This is a genomic window from Streptomyces sp. NPDC050759, from assembly GCF_044456945.1.
GTDB lineage: Bacteria > Actinomycetota > Actinomycetes > Streptomycetales > Streptomycetaceae > Streptomyces.
In genome coordinates, this window is record NZ_JBITGI010000003.1 from 563,436 (window position 1) to 584,751 (window position 21,316).

The following is a 21,316-nucleotide window of genomic DNA, read 5'->3' on the forward strand; positions in this document are numbered from 1 at the left end:
GATGCGGGGCCGGTCAGTCGAGGAGTTCGAGCACCGTCTTGGGCCCCGCGGAGTTCACGACGTCGTCCGCGCTGGAGATGTGCCGCTGCCACAGCTTCTCGGCCTCGTCCGCCTTGCCGGACTCGATCAGGCCGACCATTCGCACATGCGCCCGGTGTCCCTTGAGGGCCTGCGTCTTCTGGGCCTCGGCATCGGCCGCGCCCGCGGTGTACGAGGCGTTGGCCCGGTCGATGATGTTGCGCAGCATGCCGCACAGCAGGATCAGGGTCTGGTTGCCGGTGAGCTCGATCAGCAGGGCGTGGAAGGCGTCCTGCGCGTCGACCAGGGCGAGCGGGTCATCGAGGACGGCCTTCTCGGCCGCCACCGCGTCGCGCAGCTGCTTGATGTCGTCCGGCGTGTGCTTGGTGGCGAGCTGGCGTGCGCAGGGCGGCTCGATGAGGGCCGCGGCGCGATAGATGTCGCCCAGCGTGGCGCCGCGGTACTCGAGGATCAGGCCGGCGAAGCGGGCGGCGACATCCGCGTCCGGAGCGCTCACCCGGGCACCGCCGTGGGCCCCGCGGCGCACCGTGATCAGGGACTCCGACTCCAGCACCCGGAACGCCTCGCGCAGCGTGGGCCGCGAGATGCCGAACTGCTCCATCAGGCCCGACTCCGGCGGCAGCGCGTCGCCGGGCTTCAACTCGCCCCGTACGATCTGGCGACGCAGGTGTGCGGCGACCAGCTCGGCGGTCTTCGGCACCCGCACCTGACGTCCGACGCGGCTGCGGGCGGGGACGGGCACGGTCGCCGTTTCTGCGGTGCGGGCTGCCTCGGCCACGGTGGGCTCCTCGTATAGCTAAATGAATCGTCTTAGTGCATCGAGGGTACCAGGTCAAGCCGTCGGTGATCTTCTTTGTGCACGACCCGATCTGGTGCCCTGGCGGTCCTTTGGTATATAGATGATTCATCTATCTATAAAGCCGGTCCAGCCGACGGATACCGCGGGAGTGACCTCGATGACCGAGAACCCGGCCCCGGAGATCCTCACCGATCTCACCGACGACGGGGTCATGCTGCTGACCCTGAACCGGCCCGAGCGGCACAACGCCTGGACGCTCGAGATGGAGCTGCTCTACAACGAGCTGTTCGACCGGGCGGAGCACGATCCGCGGGTGCGGGCGGTGGTGCTCACCGGCGCCGGGCGCAGCTTCTGCCCCGGAATGGACATGAGCGTCCTGGACGCCGCCTCGTCGGGCGCCCGCCCCTGGCCGACGGACCAGCTGCCCCCGCGCACCCGGCCCATGTCCTTCCCCAAGCCGGTGGTGGCCGCCGTCAACGGCGCCTGCGCCGGCATCGGGTTCAACCAGGCGCTGATGTGCGACGTCCGGTTCGCCGTACCGCACGCCAAGTTCGCCGCCGCCTTCAGCGCGCGCGGGCTGGTGGCCGAGGACGGCGTGTCCTGGATCCTGCCCCGGCTGGTCGGCTACGGCAACGCCGCCGACCTGCTGCTGTCCTCGCGCCGGATCACCGGGACGGAGGCCCTGGCGATGGGGCTGGTCAACCGCCTGGTCGAACCGGCGGAGCTGCTCCCGGCGGCACTCGCCTACGCGACCGAACTGGCCCGCTCGGCCAGCCCGTACGCGATGTCCCTCATCAAACGGCAGCTCGCCGACGACCAGGCGAGGACCTTCACCGAGAGCCGCGACCACGCGGCCGCCCTGCTGGCCACGGCGAAACGCGCCCCGGACTACCGCGAGGGCGTGCGCAGCTTCATCGAACGCAGGCAGCCGGAGTTCGCGGGGCTGGGGGATTCTCCGGCCGTGACGTCGGCGCTTTCGCAGGAGGCGTCGTCATGACACGCTCCGAAGTCCCGCTGCACCGCCGTACGATCACCGTCACCGCGTACGCGGAGGGCGGCGACGAGATCTCGGTCGAGGCGGAACTGAGCGACGTGCGCCCCTGGGCGGAGCCGTCGGCCGACGTCGTCCACCGGATGGTGCTCGCCGTGCGGGTACGTCTGGCCGACATGGTCATCGTGCACGCCGACGCGGACATGCGGACCTTCCCGCACGCCGAGTGCCCGTTGATCACCCCGGTGTTCGACGGCCTGACCGGGCTCAGCGTCGCCGCCGGATACAACCGGGCCATCCAGGAGCGGTTCCGCGGGGTCTCCGGCTGCTCGCACCTCCACGAGCTGGCCCGTGTCCTGGGCCCCGCGGTGGTGCAGGCGGCCATCTCGGCGAACGCGGGCCTGCGTTATGCCGGCGAGCAGTCCCACGACCCGCGCTCCACGGCCGGTGTGCTGAACAGCTGCCACATCTGGGCGCCGGACGGCGTGGGCCTGCGCAAGCTGGACACGGGCTGGGTCCCGGGGACCGGCCCGCGTCCGGTGCCGCCGCTGAGGACCTTCGAGCAAGGTGGACCGGGGATCTGATCGGGAAGTCGGGGATCATCCGGTGCCTGCGGGCCGTACTGCCGAACGGCAGGCCGAGTCGGTGCACCTAGGGGTGGCCCACGACAGGTGTCTCACACCTCGACCACCTCGACCCCCGCCTCCCGCAGACGGCTGCCGGTCTTCTCGTCCACCGGGGCGTTGGTCACCACGACGTCGAGTTCCTCGGGACCGCACACCCGGGCCATTCCGGTGCCGGGGAACTTCCCCGTGTCCGCCAGCAGGACCACCTGGGCGCTGGCGGCGATCATCGCCCGCTTGACGGGCACCTCGACGGCCGTGGTGTCCAGCACCTGGCCGTCGGGGCGGACCCCGCTGGTGCCCAGGAACAACCGGTCGGCGTGGACCTGCCGCAGGTTGTCCTCGGTGAGGAAGCCGACCAGCGAACGGTAGTCGCGGCGGACCACGCCGCCCAGCAGGATCAGCTGGACGTCCTTGTCGTCCTGGAGTTCCTCGTAGACGGCAAGGTTGCTGGTGATCACGGTCAGCGACCGGCCGTGCAGGTGGCGGGCCACCCGGTGGGCCGTGGTGCCGATGTCGAGCAGCACGGTCTCGCCGTCCCTGACGAGGCCCGCGCACCAGGCTGCCAGCGCGTCCTTCGCCTCGGCCCGGACGCCGGCCACGTCGGCGAACGGGTCGTCCTCTCCCATCACGGGCGCGGCACCGCCGTAGACGCGCTTGAGCAGTCCCTCGTCCTCCAGTTGTACGAGGTCCCGACGGATCGTGGCCTGACTCGCCCCGACCTTCTCGGCCAGGGCGACCACCGAGATGGGCCCGTCCGCGCGCAGGGCGCGAAGGATCAGCTGATGTCTCCGGTCAGCGAGCATGCCGCAGACCATACTCGCGAACTCTTCAAACTCAAGCAAAGTCACGCATGAATGTCTCGATTTTCGCTTGACCCTTGTCAAAGTCGCGCACCGGGTGCACTCTCTTGCGTAATTCAAGCGAGGTCCGGACCCCACTCCGGTCGGCCGAAGCGTACGAACGGCATGTTCCGCCGTCACGGACGCGTCGGCACCGTCTGAGAGGACCCAGCCCACACACCCCGGGTGGCTGAAGAGTTCCCACCACGCCGATGCCCTTCAGCCACCCGGCCCTCCCGTCGCACCCCTCCACGGCTCACGACTCACAGGTCCTGTCGGACATGCCTGACATGACTGATGCGCAGAACCCGCCCCGAACTAGGAGAAGATCGTGGATCTTTCCCGCAGACGATTCCTGCAGGCCGCCGCCCTGACGGCCGCCGCGGCCGGCGCCACCGCGGCATGCGGCGGCAGCTCAGGATCGAGCGGCAGCAAGGACGGCAAGGACCTGACCCTCTGGTACTGGGGAGGCGCGCTCAGCGACAAGGTGGTCGCCGAAGCAAAGACGCACTTCAGCGGCCAGATCAAGCTGACCACCGCCTCCATCGGCGGCGACTTCAAACAGAAGCTCACGACCACCATCGCGGCGGGCACCTCCGTCCCCGACATCACCGGCATCAAGGGGGAGGACATCGCCTCCTTCCTGCCCAACGGCAATCGCTTCCTGGACCTGAACGACCTGGGCTTCAAGAAGCTCGCCTCCCAGTACCTGGACTGGAAGACCAAGCTCGCCCAGACCACCGACGGCAAGCAGATCGGTTTCCCGATCGACATCGGTCCCACCGCGCTCTACTACCGCGCCGACCTGTTCGACAAGGCCGGGCTGCCGTCCGACCCGGCCAAGGTCGCCGCCGCGACCAAGACCTGGGACGACTACTACGCGCTCGGGGCCGAGCTGAAGAAGGCGCTGCCCGGCACCTACGTGCTCAACAACATCAGTACGGTGTTCAACATCGCGGTCGGTCAGGGCACCACGCGGTTCATCGACAAGAACAACCACTTCATCGGCGACCAGGACCACATACGCGCCGCCTGGGATCTCTCCGTCCGCGCCTACCAGCTCGGTCTCGACGGAAAGATCAACGACAACACCCACAACGCCGCCCTCAGCAAGGGCACCCTGACCACCGAACTCGGCGCGGCCTGGCACGCGTTGGACATCGAGCAGGCGGCCCCCAACACCAAGGGCAAGTGGCATGTCAGCCCGAACCCCGGAGGACCGGCCAACCAGGGCGGCTCCTACCTGGCCCTGCCCAAGCAGTGCCGTAACCCCGAAGAGGCATTCAAGATCATCAGCTGGATTCTCAGCCCGGCCAACGACGCCCGCGGCTTCACCGACGCCGCCATCTTCCCGGCCTGTCCGGCTGCTTACACGACGCCGGCCATGACAGGTCCGGACGCCTTCTTCGGCGGACAGAAGATCATCGAGGTCTTCGGCCCGGCCGCCGAGGCCATCCCGGTCAGCTACGAGGCGCCCGCCGACGCCGCCGTCATGGCCCCCTACCTGACCGAGTTGACCAACATCGAGGCCAAGGGCAAGAAGCCCGACGACGCCTGGAAGGACGCGGTCAGCCAGGCCAAGCAGATCGGCCAGCGGCAGGGGGTGAGCTGACGTGTCCTCACCTCCGGTCACCGGACCCGCCGCGGTGCCCAAGCACCGCGGCGGGCCGGGCCCGACCCGGTTCCGCCCGCGGCGCACCCCGCCCGCGGGCGCCGTACGGGTCAGGCGACGCGGGGTGCTGTCCCACTGGCGGCAGTACCTGGCGATCTCGCCCTTCTACCTGGTCTTCCTCGCCTTCTCGTTCTTCCCGGTCCTCTACTCGCTGTATCTGGCCTTCCAGCGCTGGGACGGCATCGGCACCATGCACTTCGTGGGGCTGCAGGAGTTCCGGTTCCTGTGGAAGGACCCCGTCTTCTGGCTGTCGATCCGCAACACCCTGGCGATCTGGGTCCTGTCCACCGTGCCCACGCTCGTCGGTGCCCTGGTGCTGGCGACGCTGCTGCATTCGGTGCGCCGCTTCAAGGGCTTCTACCGCATCGCCCTCTACGTGCCGAACGTCACCTCGATCGTCGCCGTGGCGATCTTCTTCGGCGCGGTCTTCAGCAACAACTTCGGCCTGGTCAACGCGATCCTGGACACCGTCGGCATCTCGCCCGTCCCGTGGCTGAGCAACCCGTGGCTGATCAAACTGGTCATCGCGCTGCTGATGACCTGGATGTGGACCGGCTACAACATGATCATCTACCTGGCCGGTCTGCAGACCATCCCGAAGGAGATCTACGAGGCGGCCAAGCTGGACGGCGCCGGCCCCGTCCGTACCTTCCTCCAGATCACCATGCCGATCATGCGGCCCATCATTCTGTTCACCGTCATCATCTCGACCATCAACGGCCTGCAGAGCTTCAGTGAACCGCAGATCCTCTTCGCCAGTGAGGCCGCCAACCCCAGCCTCGGCGGCCCCGGCCAGGCGGGTCTGACCACGCTGCTGTACTTCTACCAGTCGGCCTTCGTCAACAACGACTACGGCTACGGCGCGGCCATCGTGTGGGCCTTCTTCGTACTGATCATCGTGCTGGTCCTCGTCAACTGGCGCATCGTGCAACGAGGGAGGAAACCGTGACCGCAGCGGACACGACGCCGAGGGCGGTGGACAAGAGGAGGTCCCGACGCCCCAGGGGCCTGAGCGCGCACGTCTTCCTCATCCTGGCCGTCCTGATCTCGGTCTTCCCGTTCGTGTGGACGATCATCATGGCGACGAACACGACCCAGGACATCTACCAGAGTCCGCCGAAGCTGACCTTCGGCTCCCATCTGCTGGAGAACACCCGGCACATGCTCAAGACCATCGACTTCTTCGGGTCGATGCTCAACACCCTCGTCGTCGCGTCCGTCACCACCCTCCTGGTGCTGTTCGTCGACTCCCTGGCCGCCTTCGCCTTCGCCAAGTTCGACTTCCCCGGACGCAGGGTGCTCTTCGTCGCGCTGCTGGGGTTCATGATGCTGCCGTTGCAGCTGGGTATCCTTCCGCAGTTCATCCTGGTCTCCAAGATCGGGTGGGTCGGCACGCTCAGGGCACTCGTCCCGCCCGCCCTGGCCAACGCGTTCGGCATCTTCTGGCTGCGCCAGTACATCCAGAGCGGCGTGCCCGACGAACTCCTCGACGCCGCACGCATCGACGGCGCCGGGTTCTTCCGGCAGTACTGGAACATCACGCTGCCCATGATCAAGCCGGGGTTGTCGTTCCTCGCCACCTACGCCTTCGTCAACGCCTGGAACGACTACATCTGGCCGCTCGTCGTGCTCACCAAGCCCGATCACGTCACCCTGCAAGTGGCGCTCGCCCAGCTCAACGTGGCCCACAACACCGACTACAGCATGGTCATGGCCGGTGTGCTGCTGGCCTCCGTCCCGATGCTCGTGGTCTTCTCGATCTTCGCCCGAGGCTTCATCGCGGGTGCGACGGAAGGGGCTGTGCAGGGCAGCTGAGCCGTTGAGGTTGCGAGAGAGGTGAGAAATGACGGATGTCGATCCGCCGGGGCCGACGGCGCTCGGTGAGCACGCTGAGGAGAGGACGGCAGACGGTGAGAAGCGCGGCAAGGTGCTCGTGGTGGGCCTGGACGGGGTGCGCTTCGACCGGCTGACCCGACCGCCGTTCAAGGCGCCCGTGTTGCACGGGCTGATGGGCGCGGGCTCTCACGGCACCAGTCTGCTGCCCTACGGCGAGGTGGACGGGCAGGCGGAGGACGGGCCGTCGACCAGCATGGCCTACACCGACTCCGGACCGGGCTGGTCGAGTGTGCTGACCGGCGTGTGGCCCGATCGGCACGGGGTGACCGGCAACGACTTCACCGGCGCCGACTACTCCCGCTATCCCGACTTCCTCAGCCGCGCCGTCGCCGCCCGGCCCGGTCTGCGCACCGCGGCCGTGGTGTCGTGGCCCGATCTGGTCCACCGCGGCACGCTCGGCCCTGCCATCGGCCGACGGGTACTCCACGACGGCGAGGCACAGGGTTACGAAGCCGCGGACCGCCTCGTCGCCGACACCGCCGCGCACTGGCTCACGCACGGCGACCCGGACGTCGTGTTCGTCTACTTCGGCGCCGCCGACGAAGCCGGTCACGCCACGGGCCCCCTCAGCCCCGCCTACGACCACGCCCTCCTCTCCCAGGACGCCCACCTCGGGCGGCTGTTGGGGGCGATCGACTCCCGACGCTCCCACCCCGGGCGCGCCGGCGAGCACTGGACCGTGCTCGTCACCACGGACCACGGCCACCTCGACACCGGTGGCCACGGCGGCGACACCCGTGCCGAGCGAGAGGTCTTCGTCATCCTCGCCGAGCCCGGCGTGCCCGGCGGCACCCCGCTCGACACCCCGCGCCTCATCGACCTGGCCCCCACCGTCCTGGACCGCCTCGGCATCCCCGTCGACCCCGCCTGGGGTCTGGAGGGCCGCGTCCTGCCCAGGACCGCAAGGGCTCCTGAAGGGGACCTCTAGTCGACGTCGACCCGGCCGTCGTCGTCCTTGCCGTCCTTCCGCGAGTGCAACTGGAGCAGGCCGTTGCCATTGCCGTTGCCGCTGCTCTCCGAGGGCCGGCGGCCGTCGGAGGAGTCCGGGCCGTTCAGGTTCTGCCGGACCGAGTCCAGGATCGTCAGGCCCTGCGACACCAGGCCGGCGGCGATCTCGCCGAGACCGTCCGCGCCGTTGAGGACGTTGACATTGGCGCCGGCGAGGCCGCCGGCGGCCTCCTTCACGATCTGGGGGAGCTGGTCGATCAGCATCCGGTCGAGCGCGACCCGGTCGTAGGAGGCCGCCGCCTCCGCCTGGATCTTCATCCGCTGTGCCTCGGCGGCGGCGAGCACCCTGATCCGCTCGGCCTCGGCCTCGGCGGGCTTCACGATCTCCGCCACCAGCTGCTGCTGCCGCAACTTCGACTGGCGCAGGGCCAGTTCCGTCTGCGCGTCGAGGACTTCCTGCTGGGCGTGGGCCTGCGCCAGCGGCCCGGCCTGCGCGGCCTTGGCCTGCGCCCGTTCCACCTCGGCCGAGTACTCCGCCTTGACGATGGCGGTTTGCCGGGCGTACTCGGCCTGGTTGCGGGCCGCGACCTGCTCCGCCTCGACCGAGGCCTGGGTGGCCTGGGCCTGGGCGATCTGGGCCTGCCGCTGGATGGCCGCCTTGTGCGGCGCGGACATGGCGTCGATGTAGCCGGTGTCGCCGTCGTCGATCGACTGGATCTGCAGCGAGTCGACGATCAGGCCGATCTTCGCCATCTCGGTCTTCGAGGTGTCCAGGACCTCCGCGGCGAGCTTCTGCCGCTCGGTGACGATCTCCTCGACCGTCATCGAGCCGATGATGGCCCGCAGGTGACCGGCGAAGATCCGGCCGGTCAGCACCGACATCTGGTCCTGGTCGGAGAGGAACCGCTGGCCCGCGTTGATGATGCTCTCGTGGTCGTTGCCGACCTTGAAGGCGATGACGGCACGGACGTGCAGCGAGATGCCCTGCCGGGTCACACAGGTCTCGGTGACCTCGGACTCGCACATCGACAGGGTGAGGAAACGGGTCTTGCGGAAGATCGGGAGCACGAACTTGCCGTGCCCCGTCACCACTCGGAACGGCGCGCCCCCCAGTCCCCGTCGTCCTCCCGAGATCAGCATTGCCTCGTCGGGAGCGGGAACGCGGTAACCGAACATTGTCTACTACTCCTCAATCGGCGCCGGCAGGGTCGCCGCCGAGCGCGTCCAATGGATCCGCCCACTCGATGACGCCGACCTCGCGGCATCCACGCGATTCGATCACGAGCACGGTCGCCCCCGTGGGCAGGGGATCCTCGGACCAGGCGAGGAAGGTCTCCGAGCCGCCTCTGACGCGCACGAGGATCTCGCCGGGACCCGCGGAACCACGCGTTCCGATGAGCACTGTCCCCGTGCAGCCGATCACGGCCTCGTCCTGCGGCATCACGGCCGTCCTCCATCGTCTGGCCCCAGGATCCCGACGATAGACCCACTGCGGCCGGAGGCCCAACGGGCATGACAATCCGGCCCACCACGCTCCGTTTGTCGCGTCTGCGGCGTGGCCCGTCGGGCGTCGTTTGTTGCGCCGGTGGCGCGGCTCACCGGGCGTCGCTCGTCCCGCCCTCGGCGTGGCCCGTCGGGTGCCGTTTGTTGCGCCGGTGGCGCGGCTCACCGGGCGTCGCTCGTCCCGCCCGCGACGCGGCCCACCACGCGCCGCCTGCCGCGCCCTCGACGCCGCTCACCAGGCGCTGCGTGCCCCGCCTCCTACGCGGTCCACCGCCGCAGCCGGCACAGCCCCCTCGCCCGGGTCCTAACCCGCCGCTGCCCTGGGCTCGCGCGGCAGCCCCAGCACCTTCTCCGCGAGGATGTTCCGCTGCACCTGCGAGGTCCCCGCGTAGAGGGTGCCGGAGCGGGCGATCAGGTACGTCGTAGACCAGGACGCCGAGGAGTTCGCGGCGCCGGGGTCGTCGGTGCGATAGGTGCGCAGGGGCGGGCGGCCGACCGGTACCTGGCCGTGCAGGCCCATGATGTCCATCGCGAGATCGGTGACCTTGGTGTGGTACTCGCTCCAGTACAGCTTGGCGATCGACGACTCGGGGCCGGGCTCGGTGCCCTTGAGCCAGCCGGTGAGGATCCGGTAGCCGAGATAGCGCATGATCTCGACCTTGGACCAGCACCAGGCGATGCGCTGCCGGATCACCGGGTCCTGGTCCTTGCCGTACAGCCGCGTCAGCTCCACGAGGCGTTCCACTTCCGCCTTGAAGAGGATGGGGTTGGTCGCCGCCTCCTCCCCGCGCTCCACGCCGAGCAGGCTCTGGGCGACGGTCCAGCCGTTGTCGACCCCGCCCACGACGAGGTCCGCGCGGGTGCGGGCGCCGTTGAAGAACACCTCGTTGAAGTGGAGCTGCCCGCTCATCATGCGGAACGGGCGCACCTCGACACCGGGCTGGTCGAGGGGGACGAGGAGGAAGGAGATGCCGCGGTGCTTGGGGGCGTCGGGGTTCGTACGGGCCAGGACGAAGATCCAGTCGCTGTGATGAGCACCGGAGGTCCACACCTTCTGGCCGTCGATCACCCATTCCTCGCCGTCGCGCACCGCACGCGTCCGCAGGGAGGCGAGGTCGGAGCCCGCGTCCGGCTCCGAGTACCCCTGGCACCAGGTGTCCTCGCCGCTGAGGATGCGCGGGAGGAAATGGGCCTTCTGCTCGTCCGTGCCCCAGCGCAGCAGCGTGTTGGCCAGCATCTTCACGCCGAAGGTGTCCTGCGGCAGCCCGAACGGCACACCGGCCAGTGCCAGTTCCTCCATGAGCACCACCTGGTGGAGCTTGGTCAGGCCCCGACCGCCGTACTCCTCGGGCCAGGTCAGGGAGAGGTAGCGGCGCTCGGCAAGCAGCCGGCGCCAGTCCCGGGCGAAGGCCCAGGCCGCCTCCTCGTCGAGGGCGCCGATGCCCGTCCAGTCCGGCGGCAGCGTCTCGGAGAGGAACGCCCTGACCTCGGTGCGGAACGCCTCGGTCTCGGGGGGATAGCTGATGTCCACCTGTGTACTCTCCTCGTCCGGTCCCGTGCGCACAGCTCAGTCGCCGTATTGATTGTTTCAGCATAATAGGTTATCTATTTAAGAGGAATAGCGTCGAGCCAGGGCGGGCTGACATGGGACTGCTGGACGGCCGCAACGCGGTGATCACCGGCGGCGCACAGGGCATCGGCTTCGAGATCGCCGGAGTCCTCGGCGCCGAGGGGGCGTCCGTCGTCCTCGGGGACATCAACGAGGACGCGGCGGCGGAAGCCGCCGAACGCCTCGCCAAGAACGGCGTCGCAGCCACCTCGCTGCGCTGCGACGTCACCGACGAGGACGAGGTCGCCGCCCTCGTCGCCCACGGCACCGACATCTTCGGACCGGTCGGCGTCATGGTCAACAACGCCGGGATCACCCGGGACGCGACCCTGCGCAAGATGGCTCTCGCCGACTTCCGCGCCGTGGTCGACGTGCACCTGACCGGCGCCTGGAACGGCACCCGGTACGCCGCCGAGGCGATGCGAGCGCACGGCCAGGGCGGCAGCATCGTCAACATCTCCTCCATCGCCGGCAAGGTCGGCAACTTCGGCCAGACCAACTACAGCGCGGCCAAGGCCGGACTCGTCGGCCTCACCAAGGCCTCCGCCAAGGAGCTCGCGAAGGCGGGCATCCGCGTCAACGCCGTGCAGCCCGGCCTGATCCGCACCGCCATGACCGAGGCGATGCCTCCGGCCGCCTGGGACGCGAAGCTCGCGGAGATCCCGATGGGCCGCGCCGGCGAACCCGCCGAGGTCGCCCAGGTCGTCCTCTTCCTCGCCTCCGACCTGGCGAGCTACGTCACCGGAGCCGTGGTCGAGGTCACCGGCGGCCGGTACATGTGACCCCTCATGAAAGGCAGTGCTGATGCCCGCCCTCCTGCGTGACGCGGTGATCTGCGAGCCCCTGCGTACCCCCGTCGGCGGCTACGGCGGCGTCTTCCGCGACGTGACGGCGGCCGAGCTCGCCGCCACGGTCGTCCGCGCCGTGCTGGAACGCACCGGCATACCGCCCGCAGCCGTCGACGACGTCCTGCTGGGCCAGTGCTACCCCAACGGCGAGGCCCCGGCCATCGGCCGCGTGGCCGCCCTGGACGCCGGTCTGCCCGTAGAGGTCCCGGGACTTCAGATCGACCGCCGCTGCGGCTCCGGACTCCAGGCGATCATCACCGCCGCGATGCAGGTGCAGACCGGCGCCAGCGACCTCGTGCTGGCCGGGGGTGTCGAGTCCATGAGCCAGGCCGAGTTCTACACCACTGACGTCCGCTGGGGTGTACGCGGGGCGGGCACCACCCTGCACGACCGGCTGGCGCGCGGGCGCGTCACGTCCGGAGGTGTCAACCACCCTGTCGCCGGGGGCATGTTGGAGACCGCCGAGAACCTCCGGCGCGAGTACGCCATCCCCCGCGAGGAGCAGGACCGACTCGCCCTGCGCTCCCACGAGAAGGCCGTCGCGGCCCAGCGGGAGGGCCGGTTCGCCGACGAGATCGTGCCGGTCACCGTACGGTCCCGGAAGGGGGACACGGTCGTCGACACCGACGAACACCCGCGCCCCGGCTCCTCGTTGGAGAAGCTCGCGTCGCTGCGTCCCGTGCTCGGCCGCCAGGACCCGGAGGCGACCGTCACCGCGGGCAACGCCAGCGGCCAGAACGACGGCGCCGCGCTCTGCGTCGTGACCCACCCCGAGCGCGCCGCCGAACTCGGCCTGCGACCGCTGGGCCGCCTGGTCTCCTGGGCCGTCGTCGGCGTACCACCCGAGACGATGGGCATCGGCCCGGTACCCGCCACCGCCCGGGCCCTGGAGCGAGCCGGACTCAAACTCGCCGACATCGACCTGATCGAACTCAACGAGGCCTTCGCCGCCCAGGTACTGGCCTGCACCCGCGAATGGGGCCTGGCCGAGACCGACTTCGAACGGTTCAACGTCAACGGCTCCGGCATCTCGCTGGGCCACCCCGTCGGCGCCACCGGCGGCCGCATCCTGGCCACTCTGCTGCGCGAACTGGACCGCCGTCAGGCCCGCTACGGCCTGGAGACCATGTGCCTCGGCGGGGGCCAGGGCCTGGCCGCGGTCTTCGAACGGCCCACCGACGCAACCCACGTTCATGGAGGACGCTGACATGCCCGGACTGATCGCATACGGCGCCTACGTGCCGTACCACCGCCTCGCGAGGACGGATGTCGCAGCCGCCCTGGGCGGCAAGGGAGGCAAGGGAACCCGCGCGGTCGCGGGCTACGACGAGGACACCACGTCCATGGCCGTCGAGGCGGCCCGCGGCGCCCTGGACCGCGACGGGCTGCGCGCCCGCGTCAGCCAGCTCTTCCTCGCCACCGCCGCACCCGCCTATCTCGACAAGACCAACGCCACCGCCGTGCACGCCGCGCTCGGCCTCGACCGGCACGTGCTCGCCGCCGACATGGCCGGCTCCGTGCGCTCGGGCCTCGGCGCCCTGGTCACCGCCGCACGCTCCCCGGTGCCGACCCTGACGGTCCTGTCCGACCTGCGCACCGGTCTGCCCGGCGGCAGTGACGAGGTCGCGGGGGGCGACGGCGCGGCGGCGTTCGTCTTCGGCGGACACCGCAACGGGGCGCCGGTCATCGCGGAGCTGCTCGCCCACGACACGGTCAGCGACGAGATCCTCGACCGCTGGCGGCTGCCGGGGGCGCCCGTCTCCCGGGTCTGGGAGGAGCGCTTCGCCGAGGAGATCTACGTGTCCCTCGCGGACAAGGCGCTCACCGCGGCCCTCGACCACGCAGCGGTGGACATCGGCTCGATCGACCATTTCGTGGTCGCGGGGCTGCACGCGCGCGCGTGCGCGGCGGTCCGGCGCACGGCCGGGGTCCGTCCCGAGGCGGTGACCGCGGACCTGGCCGGAGTGATCGGCAACGCCGGCACCGCCCAGCCGGGCCTGCTCCTCGCCGACGTCCTGGATCGGGCCCGACCCGGCGAGCTCATCGCCCTGCTGGTGCTCGGCGACGGCGTCGGAGTCCTGCTGCTGCGTACCACCGACGCGCTCCCCGCACACCGCGCGGCCCGTCCGGTCGCCGCGCAGATCGCCCAGGGCAGCGCCCCGATGCCGTACGCCACGTACCTGTCCTGGCGCGGTCTCCTCGACCGTGAACCGCCCCGCAGGCCGGACCCCGAGCCGCCGTACGCCCCGCCCGCGCACCGCCGCACCGCCTGGAAGTACGGCTTCGTGGCCTCCCGGTGCGAGAAGTGCGCGACCCGGCATCTGCCGCCGGACCGGGTGTGCACCTCCTGCCACAGTGTCGACGCCATGACCGACGAGCCGATGGCACATGTGCAGGGCACGGTCGCCACGTTCACCGTCGACCGCCTGGCGGCAACGCCGAGCCCGCCGATGCTCGTCGTGGTCGTCGACTACGACGGCGGCGGCCGGTTCCGCTGCCAGCTCACCGACGCCACCGAGGCCGACGCCGTCATCGGGGCCCGGGTGGAGATGACGTTCCGGCGCACGGTCACGGCGTCCGGTGTCCACAACTACTTCTGGAAGGCCCGGCCGGTACGGACGGGCGAGGCTGAGGAGACACGCTGATGGGCTCGCACGGAATCAGGGACCGGGTCGCGATCGTCGGCATGGGCTGCACGCCCTTCGGCGAGCACTGGACCCGCTCGGCGGACGACCTGCTGATCGACGCCGTCGGCGAGGCGGTCACCTCGGCCGGCATCACCCTCGACGACATCGACGCCTACTGGTTCGGCACCCAGGCCTCCGGAGTGTCCGGACTGACCCTGAGCCGGGCGCTCCACCTGCCCAACAAGCCGGTCACCCGCGTCGAGAACATGTGCGCCACCGGCTCCGAGGCCCTGCGCAACGCCTGCTACGCCGTCGCCTCCGGGGCGTACGACGTGGCGATGGCCGTCGGCGTGGAGAAGCTCAAGGACTCCGGGATGTCCGGGCTGTCCGGTACGGCCATCCCCGGCGCCGGCGACGACAGCCGCGGGGAGATCACCGCCCCGGCCAACTTCTCCCTCCTCGCCCCCGCCTACGCCGACAAGTACGGCCTGGGGGAGGAGGAGATGAAGGACGTCATGACCCGGATCGCGTGGAAGAACCACTACAACGGGGCCCGCAACCCGCGCGCGCAGTTCCGCAAGGAGGTGCCGCTGGAGCGCATCAAGGCGGCCCCGATCGTGGCGGGCATGCTGGGTGTGTTCGACTGCTCGGGTGTCTCGGACGGCTCGGCGGCGGCGATCGTCGTACGCGCCGAGGACGCCTACCGGTACACCGACAAGCCGATCTTCGTTAAGGCGCTGTCCTTCGCCGCGGGGCCGGCCGACGGGCTCCTCGACCCGGAGTACGACTTCACCACCTTCCCCGAGGTCGTCGCCTCCGCGCAGGAGGCGTACCGGCAGGCCGGCATCACCGACCCGCGCACCGAGCTCGCGCTCGCCGAGGTCCACGACTGCTTCACGCCCACCGAGCTGGTGCTGATGGAGGACCTGGGCTTCTCCGAGCGCGGTCAGGGCTGGAAGGACGTCGCCAGCGGGGCGTTCGACCTGGACGGCTCCCTGCCGGTCAACCCGGACGGCGGCCTGAAGGCGTTCGGCCACCCCATCGGCGCCTCCGGGCTGCGCATGATGTTCGAGGCGTGGCTCCAACTGCGGGGCGAGGCACCGGCCGAGCGGGCCCTGAAGTCCGTGGCCGAAGGACGCTCGCTCGCCCTGACCCACAACCTCGGCGGCGGACCCGGCGAGTGCGTCTCGTTCGTGTCGGTCGTCGGAAGTCAACTCACCGAGTAGAAAAGGCGGTTCGCAATGACGCGACTCCAGGACAAGATTGCCGTCGTCACCGGGGCCGCGTCCGGCATCGGTGCGGCCACCGCCCGCCGCCTGGCGGCCGAAGGCGCCCACACGGTGGTCGCCGACCTGAACCTCGACGGCGCCAAGGCGGTGACGGAGGAGATCCGCGCCGCCGGGGGCTCCGCGACGGCGGTCGCCGTCGACCTCGGTGACGTGGAGAGCGTACGGGCCATGGTGGCCACGGCGGTCGAGACGTACGGCGGTCTCGACGTCCTGCACAACAACGCGGCGGCCACCCACCTGGCCGCCCGTCAGGACCTCGCCGTCGTGGACGCCGACCCGGCGGTCTGGGACGACACGATGCGCATCAACCTGCGCGGGACCATGGTCGCCATCCAGGCCGCCGTCCCGCACATGATCGCGCGCGGCGGCGGTTCCATCATCAACACCTCGTCCGGAGCAGGGCTTTCGGGCGACCTGCGCAACCCGGCGTACGGCGCGTCCAAGGCCGCGCTCATCAACCTCACGCAGTACGTCGCCACCCAGTACGGCAAGCAGGGGGTGCGCTGCAACGCCATCGCGCCGGGGTTCATCGTCACGCCGGCCAGCTCAGGTTCGGCGCACGGGGCGATCCGTGAGGCGATGCTGCGCCATCACCTCACGCCGCGCCTGGGGCGCCCGGAGGACGTCGCGTCGGCGGTCGTCTTCCTCGCCTCCGACGAGTCGGCCTTCGTCACCGGGCACACCCTGCGGGTGGACGGCGGGCTGCTGTCCCATCAGCCGTATGTCGCGGATCTGCGCGACGCCTGACACGGCCCCTGTCACTGCCACCGGAGGCGCTGATCCCAGCGCCTCCGGTTTTCGCCGTCGTCCGGACCCTCAGGCCAGCGTCTCCGGCTCCAGATCGCCCAGGTAGGCGGCCCGTACCGCCGGATCGCTCCGGACCTCCTCCGGCGTACCGGCGCAGATCCGGCGCCCGAAGTCCAGGACGACGACCTGGTCGCAGACGCTCATCACCATGTCGACGTCGTGCTCGACGAGCAGCACCCCCATGCCCCAGTCCTCGGCGAGCCGCCGTACCAGGTGGGCCAACTCCCGGGTCTCGTCGTCCGACAGGCCCGCCGCCGGTTCGTCGAGGAGCAGCACGGACGGCGAGGCCGCCACCGCGCGGGCGATGGCCAGCAGCCGGCGCTCGCCGTACGACAGGTCGCCCACCGGCCGGTCCAGACTCTCCTGGAGACCGAACTCCCGTACCGCGACGAGCACATGGGCGGGCAGCGGGCGGCTGCCGGGACGGACCAGGTCGGTGAGGTACGCCCACCGGCCGGGCCGGTCGCAGGCCGCGTACAGGTTGTCCAGGACGGTCATGTCCTCGAACAGCTCCAGCGACTGGAAGGACCGGCTCAGGCCGGCGGCGGCCCGCCGGTGGACCGGGAGCCGGGTCGCGTCCCGGTCGCCGAGGCGCACACTGCCCGACGCGGCCCGGGTGAAGCCGGTGACCGCGTCGATGGCGGAGGTCTTTCCGGCGCCGTTCGGTCCGATGAGCCCCACGACCTGGCCCGGCCCGACGTCCAGCGAGAGTCCGTCGACGGCGACGACACCGCCGTAGCGGACGGTGAGGTCCCGTACCTGGAGGGGGAGCGGGGCGGCACGTTTCACGCTCGCGGCGGCCGACAGTTCGGCCGTCGGGACGGGCGCCGACCGCTGCGGGGGCACCGTGCGTCGGTTCCCCGCAGGCCGTTTGCCGAGCCCCTTCCCGATGCCGTCCTGGTTGCCCACCAGCGTCAGCACCAGGATGATTCCGCCGATCAGCGGCATCCACTCACTGAGCCCGGGCAGCACGAGGTCCCCGAACCGGGCGCCCACCGTGCCCGCGGCGAAGGTCGCGCCGAACAGCGGGCCGACGAGGAAACCGACACCGCCGATGACCGCGAGGCCGAGCGCGGTGATGGAGTTGAAGCTCGCGAAGTCGGACAGGACGACCGAGGTCGAGCGGAAGCCGGTGAGCACTCCGGCGAGTGCGGCGATGGCCGCGGACAGGCCGAAGGCGTAGAGCTTGGCGGCGCGTACGTCGATGCCGAGGGCGGCAGCGGCCCGCTCGTTCGCCCGTACGGCGATCAGCCGGCGGCCGGTCCGGCTGCGCCGCACGTTGGCGACCACGAGGGTGGCGGCGACGAACAGCACGAGCACCACGGCGGCGTACCGCTGCGGATGGTCGACGCCGGAGATGCTGATGCCGAAGAGGGTCTGCTTGCCCACCGCGATGCCGTCGCTGCCGGGGGTCGTCGACAGGTCGGTGTTCTGGAAGACCATCGCCTCCAGCGTGGTGCCGAGGCCGAGCGTGATGATCGCGAGGTTGACGCCGCGGGTGCGGACCGCGGGGAGCGCGAAGAGCAAGCCGATCGGCACGGTGCCCAATACCCCTGCCAGCAGGGCGAGTTCGAAGGGCCAGCCCCAGTCGGCTGCCGCGTGTCCGGCGAGGAAGGCACCGGTCCCGGCCAGGGCGTAGGCCGCGAGAGAGACCTGTCCCGCGTACCCGGTGACCACGACGATCGACAGGATGATCAGTGACAGCACCAGGGTGGTGGTGATCGCGTCGGCCCACAGCGGTGTCGCCAGGCTCACCAGCGTCAGTCCGACCACGACGGCGATCGCCAACGGCAGCGGGCGGACCTTTCCGGTGCCCAGTCCGGGAAGCCGGTCCAGGAAGGTGCCGCGCAGCGGCAGCGCCCGGCCGCGTGCGACCAGCACCAGGGCGATGAAGAGGAAGGGGACCGAGGCGGCGAGCCCGGTGACGTCGGAGCCGAAGCGGGTCAGTTCGGACTGCACGACGCCGATGACCAGGCCACCGGCCAGCGTGACGGGGAACGAGGAGAACCTGCCGACCAGGGCCGCGGCAAGGGCGCTCAGCAGGAGGGTGGTCAGTCCGGTCACCGACAGGCCGATGACCGGCACGATCAGGATGGCCGTCAGGCCCGCGAGGGCCGAGCCCAGGGCCCAGTTGCCGGTGGCGATCAGGTCCGGGGACCAGCCGAGCGAGGCGGCCGCGCCCTCGTTCTCCGCGACCGCGCTGGTGCCCAGGCCGAACAGGGTGCGCTTGTAGAGCAGGTGGAGGAGCACGGTCACGGCTACCGCGATGGCGATCAGCCACATGCGGTCCTCGGAGACCGTCGCCCCGGCGATCGTGAGCAGCTTGGTGGGCAGCTTGCCCGGCACCAGCTCCAGGCCGTCGCCGTAGCGCTTGACGGCGATCGCGGTGATCACGATGAAGACCGCCAGCGTGCCGACCAGGCGGGCCAGTGAGGACGCTCTGCGCAGCGGGCGGAGCACCAGAAGGTGGGTGAGCACGCCCAGCACGGCGGAGGTGAGCACGCCGCACGCGGTGGCGGGCCAGTACGGCACGCCGTGCTGGGCGGCGAGCTCCCACTGGACATAGGCCCCGGCCATACCGATCGCGCCGTGCGCGAAGTTCAGGACGCCGGAGCCCCGGTAGACCAGCACGATGCCGTGCGCGGTGAGTGCGTAGAGGGCGCCGAGCCCGAGGCCTAGCAGCGCGAAACGCAGGACGTCGTCCATCGAGGAACCTCCCGAGGCAGGGGCGAGACAGTGTATTCATTTAAATAATTGTGCCGAGAGTACTTCACTAACCACAAAACAGACCCCATGCTGTTCGCCATCTCGACGACGAGCCCAGCGGAGGAACCATGAACCACTCACGCCGACGCAGAACCGCCGCAGCGAGCTGCCTCGCGGTCACCGGAGTCCTGCTCGCCGCCGGCTGCGGGGGAGAGGCGTCCGGCAGTTCGAAGGAGGAGACCTCCACCCTGAAGGGCACACCCGTCAAGGTGATGGTCTGGACGCCGGAGGACACTCAGGGCAGCGCCCAGCCCGGGGTCCGGCTCACCGCCCAGGCCTACGAGAAGTGGATCAACGCCAACGGCGGCATCAAGGGAGCCCCGCTGAAGGTGCTCACCTGCAACGAGAAGAACAACCCCGACGAGGCCGAGAAGTGCGCCCAGCAGGCGGTCTCCGAAAAGGTGGTCGCGGTCGTGGGTTCCTACAGCCTCGCCGGCGATCGCTACATGCCCATCCTGCAGAAGGCCGGCATCCCGTACCTCGGCGGCACCGGCGTCTCGGCGGCCGAGTTCTCCAACCCGCTGTCGTTCCCGGTCAACGGCGGCACCCCGGTGATCTTCGCGGCCCACGGTCGGCAACTGGTGCAAAGCGGCTGCAAGAAGATCTCCGGCGTGCGCTACGACGTGGCCGCCGCCGCCGTCGTCTCGCAGTTCCTCACCGTCGGCGCGGTCTCCGCCGGAGCGCCGGCACCCAAGGACATCAAGGTGCCGCTCACCGCCACCGACCTCGCCCCGCAGGTCGCCGCCGCCACCAAGGGCAGCGACTGCGTGAGCGTCATCATGGGCACCGCCTCGGGCCTGTTCGTGAAGTCGTACGTGCAGTCGGGCGCCAAGACGAAGCTCGGCAGCGTCGTCGGCAACCTGACCCCGCAGCTCGCCGAGAGCACGGGCGGAGCCGGCGGCCCGCTGGAGGGCGCCGCGATCACCGGCTACTTCCCGCCGACCTCCGACGCCGCCTGGAAGGACTTCCTCGCGGCCACCAAGGGCGACAAGGACATCGACACCACCAACGGCGCCAACGAGACGACCTGGGTGGCCTTCAAGGTCTTCACCGAGGCCGCCAAGAAGCTCCCGGCGATCACGGCCAAGGCCCTGGTGCAGGAGCTCGACACCGCCCCGGGCATCGACACGGGCGGACTGACCCCGCCGCTGAGCTGGAAGGCGTCCACGGCCCTGCCGATCAAGGGGCTGAACCGCATCCACAACACCACCGCCACCGAACTGACCATCCGCGACGGGAAGATCGAGTGGGCCAAGCCCGGTTCGACCTTCGTCGACGTCCGCAAGGTCCTGACGGCCCTGCCGTCCAGCTGAGGAGCAGGCCCGTGCCCGACACCGACGCACCCCTGATCGAAGCTCGCTCCCTGTCCGCCGGATACGGCAGCCAGCCCGTCGTCCGCGACCTCGACCTCGAGGTCCGGCCCGGCGAGGTCGTCGCCCTGCTCGGCCCCAACGGCGCGGGCAAGACCACGACCCTCCGGGCGCTCTCCGGCAGCCTCGCCCCCATGGGGGGCGAGGTGCGGTGGCTGGGCGAGCCCGGCCGGACACCGCTGCACCGCCGTGCACGCCAGGGTCTGGCGTACGTCGGTGAGCGGGCGGTCTTCACCCGGCTCGACACCGCGGACAACCTGCGGGTCGGCCGGGTGAGGTCCCAGCAGGCGCTGGAACTCTTCCCCGAGCTCGAGAAGCGCCTCACCACCGGCGCGGGCATGCTGTCCGGCGGCGAGCAGCAGATGCTGTCGCTGGCCCGCGCCCTGTGCCGCGCGCCCAAGCTGCTCCTGGCGGACGAACTCTCCCTCGGTCTCGCCCCGTTGGTGGTCGACCGTCTCCTGCGCGCGGTGCGGGAGGCGGCCGACCGCGGCCTCGGCGCGCTGCTGGTCGAACAGCACGTCCGCAAGGTGCTGGACATCGCCGACCGCGTCTACGTCCTGCACCGCGGCCGCGTCACCATGACCGGCACCCCGAAGGAACTGCGCGGCAACCTCGACGCGATCGAGTCGTCGTACCTCGCGCAGACGGCAGCGGAAAAGACCACGTACGCAACCGATTGAGGTGAAC

At 70.4% G+C, this 21,316-nt stretch carries 19 protein-coding genes; 13 read left to right on the plus strand and 6 right to left on the minus strand.

The window, feature by feature from the left end:
* Window positions 1-13: 13 nt before the first annotated feature.
* The gene (locus ACIBJB_RS12565) at window positions 14-817 is read right to left on the minus strand and encodes a FadR/GntR family transcriptional regulator (protein WP_398929488.1); all 804 of its coding nucleotides are present in this window, start codon (window positions 815-817) and stop codon (window positions 14-16) included.
* Window positions 818-995: 178 nt separating this feature from the next.
* Here ACIBJB_RS12565 and ACIBJB_RS12570 point away from each other — a divergent pair, with 178 nt between their 5' ends.
* Both ACIBJB_RS12570 and ACIBJB_RS12575 read left to right on the plus strand, forming a co-directional pair.
* Window positions 996-1,835, plus strand: a complete 840-nt coding sequence (locus ACIBJB_RS12570; RefSeq protein ID WP_398929490.1) for an enoyl-CoA hydratase-related protein — start codon at window positions 996-998, stop codon at window positions 1,833-1,835.
* Window positions 1,832-2,413, plus strand: a complete 582-nt coding sequence (locus ACIBJB_RS12575) for a DUF2889 domain-containing protein (protein WP_398929492.1) — start codon at window positions 1,832-1,834, stop codon at window positions 2,411-2,413. The genes ACIBJB_RS12570 and ACIBJB_RS12575 overlap by 4 nt, the downstream gene beginning before the upstream one ends.
* 92 nt (window positions 2,414-2,505) lie before the next feature.
* On the opposite strand, the gene ACIBJB_RS12580 is transcribed toward ACIBJB_RS12575, so the two are convergent.
* Window positions 2,506-3,258, minus strand: coding sequence for a DeoR/GlpR family DNA-binding transcription regulator (locus ACIBJB_RS12580; protein WP_398929494.1), 753 nt, complete (start codon window positions 3,256-3,258; stop codon window positions 2,506-2,508).
* Between the two features lie 367 nt (window positions 3,259-3,625).
* On the opposite strand from ACIBJB_RS12580, the gene ACIBJB_RS12585 reads away from it, so the two are divergent.
* The 4 genes from ACIBJB_RS12585 (at window position 3,626) to ACIBJB_RS12600 (ending at window position 7,790) form a co-directional block, all read left to right on the plus strand.
* A complete protein-coding gene (locus tag ACIBJB_RS12585) occupies window positions 3,626-4,906 on the plus strand; it encodes an extracellular solute-binding protein (protein ID WP_398929496.1) in 1,281 nt (426 codons plus the stop codon).
* A gap of 124 nt (window positions 4,907-5,030) precedes the next feature.
* Window positions 5,031-5,915 carry a carbohydrate ABC transporter permease gene (locus ACIBJB_RS12590; protein ID WP_398929852.1) on the plus strand — a complete coding sequence of 295 codons (885 nt, stop codon included), beginning with the start codon at window positions 5,031-5,033 and terminating at the stop codon, window positions 5,913-5,915.
* On the plus strand, window positions 5,912-6,781 hold the full coding sequence (locus ACIBJB_RS12595; protein WP_398929498.1) for a carbohydrate ABC transporter permease: 870 nt from the start codon (window positions 5,912-5,914) through the stop codon (window positions 6,779-6,781). The genes ACIBJB_RS12590 and ACIBJB_RS12595 overlap by 4 nt, the downstream gene beginning before the upstream one ends.
* A gap of 28 nt (window positions 6,782-6,809) precedes the next feature.
* Complete coding sequence (locus tag ACIBJB_RS12600; protein ID WP_398929500.1) at window positions 6,810-7,790, plus strand: alkaline phosphatase family protein; 981 nt, start codon at window positions 6,810-6,812, stop codon at window positions 7,788-7,790.
* Here ACIBJB_RS12600 and ACIBJB_RS12605 read toward each other — a convergent pair.
* From ACIBJB_RS12605 to ACIBJB_RS12615, 3 genes are all read right to left on the minus strand, one after another.
* Window positions 7,787-8,986 (minus strand): flotillin family protein, encoded by a 1,200-nt coding sequence (locus tag ACIBJB_RS12605; RefSeq protein ID WP_398929502.1) that lies wholly within the window; start codon window positions 8,984-8,986, stop codon window positions 7,787-7,789. The genes ACIBJB_RS12600 and ACIBJB_RS12605 overlap by 4 nt on opposite strands.
* Before the next feature lie 13 nt (window positions 8,987-8,999).
* Window positions 9,000-9,251 carry a hypothetical protein gene (locus tag ACIBJB_RS12610; protein WP_069760059.1) on the minus strand — a complete coding sequence of 84 codons (252 nt, stop codon included), beginning with the start codon at window positions 9,249-9,251 and terminating at the stop codon, window positions 9,000-9,002.
* Between the two features lie 366 nt (window positions 9,252-9,617).
* Window positions 9,618-10,844: an acyl-CoA dehydrogenase family protein gene (locus ACIBJB_RS12615; protein ID WP_398929504.1), complete on the minus strand. Its 1,227-nt coding sequence runs from the start codon at window positions 10,842-10,844 to the stop codon at window positions 9,618-9,620.
* A 113-nt stretch (window positions 10,845-10,957) separates the two neighbouring features.
* Here ACIBJB_RS12615 and fabG point away from each other — a divergent pair, with 113 nt between their 5' ends.
* The 5 genes from fabG to ACIBJB_RS12640 are packed head-to-tail and all read left to right on the plus strand — an operon-like array spanning window position 10,958 to window position 16,433.
* On the plus strand, window positions 10,958-11,704 hold the full coding sequence (fabG, locus tag ACIBJB_RS12620) for a 3-oxoacyl-ACP reductase FabG (RefSeq protein ID WP_398929505.1): 747 nt from the start codon (window positions 10,958-10,960) through the stop codon (window positions 11,702-11,704).
* A gap of 22 nt (window positions 11,705-11,726) precedes the next feature.
* Window positions 11,727-12,977: an acetyl-CoA C-acetyltransferase gene (locus ACIBJB_RS12625; protein ID WP_398929507.1), complete on the plus strand. Its 1,251-nt coding sequence runs from the start codon at window positions 11,727-11,729 to the stop codon at window positions 12,975-12,977.
* Window position 12,978: 1 nt separating this feature from the next.
* Window positions 12,979-14,415: an OB-fold domain-containing protein gene (locus ACIBJB_RS12630; protein WP_398929509.1), complete on the plus strand. Its 1,437-nt coding sequence runs from the start codon at window positions 12,979-12,981 to the stop codon at window positions 14,413-14,415.
* Window positions 14,415-15,623, plus strand: coding sequence for an acetyl-CoA acetyltransferase (locus ACIBJB_RS12635; protein ID WP_398929511.1), 1,209 nt, complete (start codon window positions 14,415-14,417; stop codon window positions 15,621-15,623). The genes ACIBJB_RS12630 and ACIBJB_RS12635 overlap by 1 nt, the downstream gene beginning before the upstream one ends.
* Window positions 15,624-15,638: 15 nt before the next feature.
* Window positions 15,639-16,433, plus strand: coding sequence for an SDR family NAD(P)-dependent oxidoreductase (locus ACIBJB_RS12640; protein WP_398929513.1), 795 nt, complete (start codon window positions 15,639-15,641; stop codon window positions 16,431-16,433).
* A 69-nt stretch (window positions 16,434-16,502) separates the two neighbouring features.
* Here ACIBJB_RS12640 and ACIBJB_RS12645 read toward each other — a convergent pair whose 3' ends face one another.
* Window positions 16,503-19,199, minus strand: coding sequence for an ATP-binding cassette domain-containing protein (locus ACIBJB_RS12645; protein WP_398929515.1), 2,697 nt, complete (start codon window positions 19,197-19,199; stop codon window positions 16,503-16,505).
* Window positions 19,200-19,327: 128 nt separating this feature from the next.
* Here ACIBJB_RS12645 and ACIBJB_RS12650 point away from each other — a divergent pair, with 128 nt between their 5' ends.
* Entirely contained in the window at window positions 19,328-20,572 is a 1,245-nt protein-coding gene (locus ACIBJB_RS12650; protein WP_398929518.1) for an ABC transporter substrate-binding protein, read from the plus strand.
* An 11-nt stretch (window positions 20,573-20,583) separates the two neighbouring features.
* Window positions 20,584-21,309: an ABC transporter ATP-binding protein gene (locus ACIBJB_RS12655; protein WP_398929520.1), complete on the plus strand. Its 726-nt coding sequence runs from the start codon at window positions 20,584-20,586 to the stop codon at window positions 21,307-21,309.
* Window positions 21,310-21,316: the final 7 nt, after the last annotated feature.